Here is a 9973-nt window from a genome sequence, read left to right on the forward strand (position 1 = left end):
ACTGTTATCATCTTCGGGCAGCAGTAGAACACCACGTCACTCAGGACTACAAGGCTTCTGAGCGTGTGTGCGTGCACGACGGCATGCTAACGCTCAGTCATTTTTAGAGATCTTGTCGCAAGTGGTCATTTCGGGCGACTAGGAGCTGACGGAGGTCCCTGTGAAGGCACGCGGAGCTCGGCGGTTGGGGCGGCTGGTTGATGGGGATCCCTCCGAGGTCGGGCGGTACCGGCTGGTGGGGCGGGTCGGGGACGGGGGGATGGGGGTCGTGTACGCCGGGACGGCCGATGGGGTCACCGGGTACCTGGCCATCAAGGTCATCCATGCCGAGCACGCCGCCCGGGACGAGTTCCGGCGGAACTTCGCGCACGAGGCGCGGTTGCTGGCGCGGGTGAACAGTCCGTGTGTGGCGCGGTTCGTGCAGGCCGATGTCGAAGCCGATCCGCCCTGGATCGCCACCGAGTATGTCCCCGGGCCCACGGTGCGGCACCACGTCGAGCGTCACGGCGCGCTCCGGGGCGGGATGCTGCTGGGGCTGGCTGTCGGAGCCGCAGACGCGCTGCGGGCCATTCACGCGGCCGGGATCGTGCACCGGGACCTCAAACCGAGCAACGTGGTCATCTCCCCCACCGGCCCCAAGGTGCTGGACTTCGGGATCGCGCGCCCCACCGCCGGAGAGGACCCGACTCGCTGGATGCGGGTGCGCCGGCTCCGTCGGCGGCTGCAGGAGCTGCGCGGCGCCGAGCAGCCTGACGTCAGCGGAACCGACCACGCGACTCAGCCGGCGCGCGACCGCGTCGGGACACCCGGGTGGATCAGCCCTGAGCAGTATCGGGGGCGACCCGCGACCGACCGCTCGGATGTGTTCTTGTGGGGCTGCCTCATCGCCTTCGCCGCAGCCGCCCACGATCCGTTCGGCCACGGGCATCCGAAAGAGATGGCCCGTCGCGTGGTCGCGGAGGACCCCGACCTCGCCGGACTCACCCCCGCCATGGAGAAACTGGTTCTAGCGGCGATGGCCAAGGACCCCGCCGACCGGCCCGACTCCGGGGTGCTCCTCGACCGCGCGCTGGCGCTGGCCGCCGACGACGCGGTCGCCGATCCCCCGCGGCCCACCAGCGCGCAGCGAGCCGTGGCCGTCCGCTCACTGCTCAAGGAGACGTGGACGGACGTGTCCATCCGGCTCCCGCAACCCGCCCGCGACTGGAGCGGGCTCCTGGGCCTGAAGTCCGAGACGTAGGGGCGGTAGGCGTCCATTGCCATCGGCGTGGCGCCACAGCGCCGAAACCGCCCCTGCTCCGATCAGGCGCCGGACGGCGGGGTGGGCGGCATGTCCTCGCCGAGTACCGCCAGCACCCGGTCGCGATCCGCCTTCCGCAGCCCCTTGGCGACCTGGCGGTAGGAGTGCCACACCATCTCGACCAGTTCATCGGCCGGCACGTCGCCGTCGAGCATGACCGTGTTCCAGTGCTGCTTGTTCAGGTGGTAGCCGGCGGTCACCGCGGTGTACTGCGCGCGCAGCTCCAGCGCCAAGGACGGCTCGCATTTGAGGGAGATCCGCGGAGACCGCGTCTTGTCGTCCTGAAGGATCGCGAACATCCGTCCGGCCACCTTGTAGACGGGCATGCCCGGCGAGAACGGCTCGGTCTCCACCGCCTCGGGGAACCACAATGCGACATCGATGAACTGCTCGGGGGTCATCAGGGATCCCTTTCCGCGCTACGGACCTGCGGTGTAGCCGTATCACGCCGATCGGACACTTCCCGGCGCCGACACCCCCACCCCACTTCGGCCGCCCCACGCTCAAGGGTGGTCGGGCTGGATGACTCCATCCCGGAGGATCTTCACAGCGCGAGGAGCACGAAGCCGGCCAGGGCCGTCGCGACCCCGACCGCCCCCGCGAAGGTCCGCGTGGCCATGATCGCGGGCTCACTCCATGTCCGGCGGGCTGCGTAGCAGATCAACAGGGCGACCATCGATGCCAGGGCCGAGCCGAGCACGATGACGAGGACAGCGGGAATCGCAGGCACTGGGGGCTCCTTCGACGCAACGGGGAACGGGAAGGCGCTTGCTCACCGAGATCCATATACCCCGCGGAAGGTATTGACCCGCGCCTGGAACTGGACGGAAGACCCCTCACCCCGTTGACCGCCGCCACCCTGGGTTCCGGCATGGTTCTCTCCCGCCGTGGCTCCGGACACTCCTCACAGCCACGCCACGCACCTCAGGCGTCGGGGATCTGCCGCTCGAAAGCCCGATCGAGGTAGCGGGCTACTTTCAGGGCTTCCTGGCGAAAATCCTGTTCGGAAGTCGGTTCTGCCGTCGATTCACTCGGCCCGGTCAATTTTATTTGATAGACACCGCTCTTCATTATTCGAATTACCAAATATGAATCACCGGATGATGCGGATTGATCGTATACCTGATGAGATTCTCCGGGCATCCCCGGGACCGCGCCCTCCGAGTCCGGGGTCGGGATCTCCTCACCCGCAGCATCCATGCGGTCACTGAATTCGGCCTCTGCCAACTCCTCCAGCGACGTGTTTCCTTCGGTCTCTAAAAACGCGCGATAGGAAAGTTCAAAGTCCCACACGCTCGTCGACCCCGCCGTGACTTCCCATGCACAGTCATCGCTCACCGTACGCGGGTCGGCTTCCGGATCATCGACAGCCGTGTCCGAGTAGACATCGTCATCGCTTGTGCGGTTATAGGGCGACGCCGACATCAGGCTTTGGGCTTCCACTAGTTCACACAGATCGAGCAGTTCAGGCGGCGTGGTCTCTCTCGGCTCCCGCGACTCCGTGCCGGAAGCAGGACCTGGGGATGACGGGCTGAACCCCGAAGCCAGCATGCGCGCGCCGCCGACGATGGCCGCCACGAACACAAGAGCCGCGGTCGTTCCGCAACCGAACACCAGGAGAAATGCGCGCCACCCTCGAACTCCTTTTCCAGTCCGCCGGTCGGCCTGTGTGTTGGGCATCTGTCGTCCTCAGCAGGAGTAGGGACCACCAGCGGATCAGGGCTACCCCTGGGCCTCCAGCTGCGCCTTGACGTCGGGGTGTTCCAGGGGGCGGGTGAATCCTAGGATGTCGGCACGGCTCGGGTCATCGTACTCACGGGCGGCGATGGGACCGCAGGCGGTGCACCACGCCTCGACCATGAGCCCGTCGCCGATCACCATGCCGACGTGCCCCGGCCCTGGAGGCTCCCCGGGACGCTGGACGTCGAAGAAGACGAAATCTCCCGGCTGTTCCTCGCCTTGGGGGATCTCCGGGCCGAAGCTCCACTGGTCCTGGGAGACCCGCGGGATCGTCACCCCGATGCTCTCGTACGCCTTGAGCAGCAGCCCGGAGCAGTCGTAGCCGGCCGGCCCGGTCCCGCCCCAGATGTAGGGCTTGCCCCGCTGATCCATCGCCCAGTCCACGACGCCCTGTGCCGCCTCACTCGACGCGCGCCCGACGACCACCCCGTCCTCGTTGACCTCGCAGTTCACCGCGGTATCGATCGACCCACTGGTATCGAAGTCGCCGTCGGCGTACCTCTCGGCCCACTCCATGACGTCGTCCACGTACCACCACGCGTGGTTGTAGGCGAAGATCGCCTGGCGCATGTCGTCTTGCGCCCCATTCGCGATGAGGTAGTCGGCGGACGCGGGGATCGCGTCGGCGGGATCGTAGACGTTGACGACGCCGTCGCCGTTGCCGTCCTGGCCGTATCCCTCGTCCGGCCGGTCATCGGCGTCCATGACGGGTTCTCCGCCCCAGCTGTTGCCGGCCGCGGAACCGTCGAGCGAACCGAACTGCATGGGTCCGGACGCACCCCAGTCGTTGTGCCCCTCGCTGACCCCCGGCCCCTCCCAGCGGCCGTGCTTGGTCTCGACCTGCCCGATTCCGGCGAGGATGTTCCAGGGGACCCCCTTCTCCTCCCCCGCCTCCCGGTAGATCTCCAGGTAATTCGCTGGAATGGAGTCTTCCGCGTATCCGCTGCTGTCGGCTTGAGCGGCGCTGTCCTGGGAGGTGCAGCGCAGCCCTCCGGCGACATTGAGGATGCCCGGGTTCATCGTGGCCATAGGCAGCACGACGATGGCGAGGGCGATCACTCCGGCGATCACGAGTCCGAGGGCGACGGCGAGCCGTGTGGCAGCGGAGCCGCGGTCGTCGGGGACGGCTCGCACCAAGAGAGGGATCATGGCGTCATCTCCGAAAGATCGTGCGCAGGGCACCGCAGGCCGAGATTTCCGAGTACGGACGGCTGTTGGCCAACTCCATCACCCTTCCCCGAGGTTGCCCGCGTCGGCGGGCTGGAAGTCGAAGACCCGCCACTGCCCGCGCTCCTGCACCACCGTGATGGCGAAGTCCCCCAGGTCTTCGGAGGCTCCGCCGTCGTCCTCGGTGATGGACTGCGCCTGAACGACGAACACGACCGACTCGTCATCGAAGCTCCGGATGGACTCCACATTGGCGCGCCCCTCCGCGACCGCCTCCTGCTCGCCCATCTCATCCCACATGGCGCCGGCGCCCGAGCTCTGCGCGAGCGTCTGCGCGTAGTCGCGGGTGGCCAGCTCTTCCATCGCGGCGAAGTACTGCTCGGGGGAACGCGTGTAGTCGATGGTGCCGTAGGCGGCGGCGAACCCTTGGGCGGTCGCCGCGGCCGCCTTCATCTCGTCCTCGGGGAAGGGCAGCCAATCGGTCACCCGCATGTCGTCGACGGCCGTGGTGGGGATCGGGCTGGGAGCGGCCGCGGCGGGCTGGTCGCCGCCCTGCTGCTCATCCCCCGCTGGTTGCTCGTCGGCTTGCTGATCTTGCTCGGCGCCGTCGTCGCCGCCAGAGAATCCGCCCACGCTGAGGTAGATGCCGAAGGCGACCAGGACGGCGACGAGGAGGCCGAACACGAGGCGCTGCTGCCCCTCGGAAAGCGACTTGGGCATGGCTGGGCGTTCCCTATGGCGAGCGGACGAGGCGGGTCGGAGGGTTCGTGGGACGGAGTGCCGACCGTCGGCCGCGGTCCGCGCTCGGCTGGGGAGAGCGGGCCACGGCCGACGGATTCGGGTCAGTCATCGCCGCGGAGCCAGAACGGGATGTCCTTCCGCTGCTGGTTGCGCCGGCCCTGGCCGTCCGAACCGGTCCAGAACGGGCTGATCGGCGCGTCGTTCTTCGACTTGCCGGAACCGGTGATCCAGTTCCCGCCTTCGCCCCGTGCAGGCGGAGCGGGCGCCTGGCGGGGCGCGCGCGCGGGCGGTACCGGCCGGTCCTGCCGGGTACGCGGACCGCCCCATCGGGAGCCTTGGGATGTGTCGCCCATCAGCGGGGCTGCCGAGCGGCCGCGGAAGATGCCCTGCCCGGAACTGGGCGCCGGGCGGTCCGCCGCCGCTGCCGCCCCGCCGGCGTCGCCGCCGCCGCGGGCCGGCGCCGAGCGCTGCCCGCTGCCGGATCCGGTGCCGAACACCGACGCCCACCCGGTGTCGCCCGTTCCCGTGTACCCGCCCGCAGGGCGCTGCGGAATCGGGCCGCGAGCGGCCGCCCCCGTACCGAGCCCTCCTGACGCCGCCTCGCTCAAGCGCGGCGCCTGCGCGGAGCTCCGCTGTGTGGTCGCGCCTTGGGGTGCCCGGCCGGCCTCCCCTGCGCCCGCCTGGCCCAGGTGCAGCGGCGGCGGAGCCGACGCGTCCCGGACCCGGCCGTAGCCGGCGGTTCCGCGGGCGCGGCCGGCGTCGGCGCGAGTGGTGGAGCCGTCGGTCTCGCCCGGATCCCCGCCGGCAGCCGTACCGCGAACGGAATCCGCCGTATCCGCTGCCGCCCCGGCGACGCCTGCGGCACCGGCCCCCGCAGGAACGGCTCCGGCCGCTGCGGCGAGCTGCGGTGCGCGTCGCAGCCCCCACCTCTGGGCGCGCATGTACGCCACGGGCGGGAGGACGTTCGCACTCCTGCTGAGAGCACTGCTGGTCACCGCATCGCTGACCATCCGAGAGGTGAAGGTGTTCGCGTTCACCGAAGCGAAGAGGTGCGCGAACGGCTTGCGGTAGATGAACAGCGCGAGCGTGAACAGCGCCAGCAGGATCATCTGGAGGCCCCAGCCGAGATCAGTCGCCATCACCAGGCCGTAGCACATCACGAGCAGGGAAATCAGCAGAACGATGAAGACTTGTTTCAGCAGCAGACCCAGCATCATTTCGAACCATCGCAGCAGCACGGACCGCCCGTAGCCCGGATGGATACCGATCAGAAGGAATATCGGGGAGAGCAGCAGCAGAAGAAGGAATCCGATTTTGAGGACGATCAGCGCCACTGATCCCGCGAGGATCAGCCCACCGGCAAAGACGGACGCGAAGAGCGCGAGGATCGCAACACCGAATCGCCCCCCTTGTTGGTCACCTTCGAACAAGGGATAGACTTCCGGGTAGTTATCCTGGATCCCGGCTGCGATCTCCTCGTACTCACGCTGCTTGTCTTCGGCGAGATCGGCAGCGTCGAGTTCCCCTTGTTCGATCAAGAACTGCTCTGACCGGCTGATTCCTTGAGCCTGCAGGAGCGGAACGCCGTACTCTTGGGCCGCGACGCTCGCGGTCGGACCGCTCCCGAATTCCCCGGCGACCCAGGGCTGGCAGACAAGACCGGTCCACAGCATCTGCGAATTCTGCCGAACGGCGAAGTCGTTATCGCCTTCCCACTCGGCCCTTTCCATCTCCGGAGCTCCAGCCGGACAGGTGGTCGCGACCCCGGAGAAGGAGACGCGCGAAACGGCGGTATTCACCAGTTGACCGCCGGAGTTCACCACTTGACCGGCCAGGCTGAGGATCTGCCCAGGGCTGACCAGGATCCAAATTCCCAGAGCTGTCGCGAGTACCATCCAGATGGCACTCTCGATAGTGAGCGTCATACGCTTTCGGATAAGCCCGTACCAGCCGAGCCAGACCGCGCCGAGGATGATGACCGTCGGGAGCAACGGACGCCAGAGGCCCTCACGCAGCTCGGCGACGACGTTCTCCACCAGACCGTTGAAGCTCGCGAGCAGTCCGTCTGACGTCGCCGCCTGATAGACGGTGATGGTCGATTGGTTGATCGTCTTCGAAAGATCCCACGCCGTATTGCTCAGCGTGGCCACGGCACTGGAACCGAGTTTGTCGACGCATGAGTCACGGATGACATGCCATTGCTGACCTGCCGTTCCATACTGGCCGTAGAGACTCTGGTCGGGGAGTTCACCGTCGGGCGACGCCGCGATCGCATCCGCCGACTGCGGCGGCACCAGCAACCCGTCCGCGCCGCTGCCCGCCGCCTCCGGCTGGGGGGCGGGTTCTCCCTCGCAGACCGGGGCCGCCTGGGCGGGGTTCAGGGGGATGAGGAGGAAGGCCAGGACCAGCATGGCCGTTGTCACGTAGCGTTTCAGCTGCCGGCCCCCCGCCGACCGGGGTGACCACCGGTGCAAGGGTGTCGACCTCGGGCTCATCCTCAGCGCTCCTGCCTCATGGTTCCCATGGTTCCGATGCCGCCGGTGCCCACGAGGGCGCCGTCGGGGGTGGCCTCGTGGTCGTCGTCTTCGTCGGGCCGTTGCCGGGTCGGGTTGGTGTCGAGCCACCGCAGCAGCTCGTCGGACACTAGGTCCACGGCGATGCGCCCGGCCCGTCCGTCGAGGTCGCGGAAGATGCACTCGCCGTTGCCGAGGTTGCGCAGCATGGCCATGTGGTCTTCGGACGGTTCCACGCCCAGCAGGGCCATCACGCTCTCGACCTCGAACCGCTCGCTGGAGCGGAAGGCGAAAACGCTGGACAGGCAGTTGGTGACCTGCTCGTTGAGGAGGTCGCCCGCGTTCTGGCTGACCAGGATGAGCGCCGTGTTGCGGGACCGCCCCATCCGCGACACCTCGGGCACCAGCTTGGCGCCCTCGGGTGTGGAGGTCACCGCCCACGCCTCGTCCAGGAAGATCGCCTTCGGCAGGTGGCGGTCGAGCCCGTTCATGAGCCGCCGGGCGAACTGGCTGACCAGGTAGAGCAGGGCCACGGAGAGCCGCTGCTCATAGGAGTAGTCGTCGCGGCCGATCGTGGAGTCGGGCAGGGTCAGCCCGCCCAGGGTGAACACCGTGGTCCAGCCCTCGGTGTCGATCTGCGACTCGCCCTGGGGGTCGAAGCACAGGCTCGCCAGCCGCATGTCCGACATCGATTGCAGGACCGCGCCGAGGTTGCGCGACGCGGCGTCGTGGGAGTTCTCCAGGTAGGTGATGACCTTGGCGAGGCTGGGCCGCGGCTGGTTGGCCACGGCGGCGACCGCCTGGATCATGGCGGACTCGCGTTCCTCGCTCATCCGCGGCAGGAGCAGCCTCAGGGTCTCGGTGGCCATGGTCTTCTTGGTGGGCAGGTCGTCGCCGAACCCGAAGGGGTCGAGGAGCCCCGGTTCGGCGGAGCCCAGCGACATGATGCGCGCCTTGCGCCCCCGCCGCTGCAGCAGTTCCACCAGGGATTCGGCGTCGCCCTTGGGGTCGATGGCGACGACGGTGACCCCGCGCAGCGCCAGCTGGTGGATGAGCAGGAGCGCGAGGGTGGTCTTGCCGCCCCCGGGCTCGCCGGTGATCGCGATGGCCGTGGGCCGGTTGCGGGCCGCGGCGACCATGGGGTCGAAGTGCACGATCGACCGCGCGCGCCCCAGCGTCTCCCCGATGTAGGGCCCGGTCCACCCGCCGCCGCCCGTGCCGGTGTCGCGCCGGTCGCCGAGGTCGACGGTCGCCGTGGGCATCCCGCCGGCGATGGTGCGCAGCGGCTGGCGCTGGGCGTAGGCGTTGAGCCGGATCCGGTCGCCCGGGAGCGACTCCGAGAACAGGGAGAACTGGTCGCCGGTGGAGTTGGTGACGTCGATCCCGATGTCGCGGTAGTGCTCGACCACGGCTTCGACCCGCTGCACGAGCAGGTCCTCGGTCGGCGCGGACACCATGAGCCGGTGCCACCCGTAGACGAACGGGAGGCGCTCCTTGGTGATGCCGTGTTCCAGCATGCGCGCGGCGTCGATCTGCTCGGCGAGGGCGATGGGCGCCTCCACCCCCGCTTCGCGGATGTGGGCGTCCATGTCGCGCGCGTGCGCGAGCTTGCGCCCGACGTCCTTGCTCGCCTTGGCGGGCGGGATGAGTTTCATCCGCAGCGACACCTCGACCGGGAACGGCAGGGAGTCGGCGTAGTGCAGCCACGGTTCGCCGTCGGGGAACGGCATGAGGTCCGGGAACCGCGAGAAGGAGAGGTAGGCGACGTAGGTGGAGCCCTGCGGCTGCTCCAGGCGCAGCATCGACCGCCCGTTGTGGATGACCCCGTCGACGATCTGTTCGATCTCCCCCTTGCCCCAGGTACGGCGGCCGGCGGCGGAGGTGCGCGGCTCTTCGACGGTCCCGGCGACCGCGTGCCGGAACAGCCAGGCCAGCTGGTCGGAGGTGGCGTGCCGGGCGTGCAGGGCGCTGGCCGCGAGGGCGCGGCCCAGCCGCTCGGCCTGGCCGGACCAGCGGGCGATCTCCTTGGCGTCGATCGCGTCGTCCTCCATCCCGAGGACCTGTTCGGTGCGCTGGTAGGCGGAGAACAGCCCGCCGAACATCCCCTGGGAGAACTGCCCCGCGACACCGCCCCGCTGGCCGAGCCGGACCCCGAGGTAGATCTCCTTGGTCCAGAAGTCCTTGGCCCACACGTGCCGGTACATCTCGTCGAGGTAGGAGTACCAGCCCGGCCCGGAGTCGGAGGTGCCGTCGAGCCGGGTCGCCCATTCCGCGGCGGGGTAGGTGCGGTGCGCGATGCGCAGGTGCACCTCGGCGTCGTTCATCCGGATGGCCGCCAGCGCGATGGTGATGTTGGTGGCCAGCGCTTCGCGGTCGTCGGGCGTGGAGAACTCGTAGGACACCGTCGGCAGCCGGAAGTAGGCCCACGCTTCGGCGTCGCTGAGCAGGATGCGATCGTCGAAGTAGCGGACCGCCAGGCGGCTGCCGCCCCTGCTGCCGTTCATCGGGTGCC

Annotated in this window: 8 protein-coding genes; 1 reads left to right on the plus strand and 7 read right to left on the minus strand. The window is 68.7% G+C overall.

Annotated features, from left to right (window positions below; genetic code table 11):
* Positions 1–160: 160 nt before the first annotated feature.
* On the plus strand, positions 161–1240 hold the full coding sequence (locus tag ACFO4E_RS01510; RefSeq protein WP_378570716.1) for a serine/threonine-protein kinase: 1080 nt from the start codon (positions 161–163) through the stop codon (positions 1238–1240).
* A gap of 62 nt (positions 1241–1302) precedes the next feature.
* Here ACFO4E_RS01510 and ACFO4E_RS01515 read toward each other — a convergent pair whose 3' ends face one another.
* The 7 genes from ACFO4E_RS01515 to ACFO4E_RS01545 form a co-directional block, all read right to left on the minus strand.
* Positions 1303–1701: an MmcQ/YjbR family DNA-binding protein gene (locus tag ACFO4E_RS01515; RefSeq protein WP_378570718.1), complete on the minus strand. Its 399-nt coding sequence runs from the start codon at positions 1699–1701 to the stop codon at positions 1303–1305.
* Between the two features lie 143 nt (positions 1702–1844).
* Positions 1845–2030, minus strand: coding sequence for a hypothetical protein (locus tag ACFO4E_RS01520; protein ID WP_378570720.1), 186 nt, complete (start codon positions 2028–2030; stop codon positions 1845–1847).
* 194 nt (positions 2031–2224) lie between these two features.
* Complete coding sequence (locus ACFO4E_RS01525; protein ID WP_378570722.1) at positions 2225–2980, minus strand: hypothetical protein; 756 nt, start codon at positions 2978–2980, stop codon at positions 2225–2227.
* Positions 2981–3022: 42 nt separating this feature from the next.
* Positions 3023–4189 (minus strand): C40 family peptidase, encoded by a 1167-nt coding sequence (locus ACFO4E_RS01530; RefSeq protein WP_378570724.1) that lies wholly within the window; start codon positions 4187–4189, stop codon positions 3023–3025.
* Positions 4190–4267: 78 nt separating this feature from the next.
* Positions 4268–4927, minus strand: a complete 660-nt coding sequence (locus tag ACFO4E_RS01535) for a hypothetical protein (protein ID WP_378570726.1) — start codon at positions 4925–4927, stop codon at positions 4268–4270.
* Between the two features lie 122 nt (positions 4928–5049).
* Positions 5050–7359 carry a type IV secretion system protein gene (locus tag ACFO4E_RS01540; protein ID WP_378570727.1) on the minus strand — a complete coding sequence of 770 codons (2310 nt, stop codon included), beginning with the start codon at positions 7357–7359 and terminating at the stop codon, positions 5050–5052.
* Between the two features lie 86 nt (positions 7360–7445).
* A complete protein-coding gene (locus ACFO4E_RS01545) occupies positions 7446–9965 on the minus strand; it encodes an ATP-binding protein (RefSeq protein ID WP_378570729.1) in 2520 nt (839 codons plus the stop codon).
* Positions 9966–9973: the final 8 nt, after the last annotated feature.

Source organism: Nocardiopsis mangrovi, assembly GCF_042653925.1.
In the GTDB taxonomy this organism is placed as follows: Bacteria; Actinomycetota; Actinomycetes; order Streptosporangiales; family Streptosporangiaceae; genus Nocardiopsis_B; species Nocardiopsis_B mangrovi.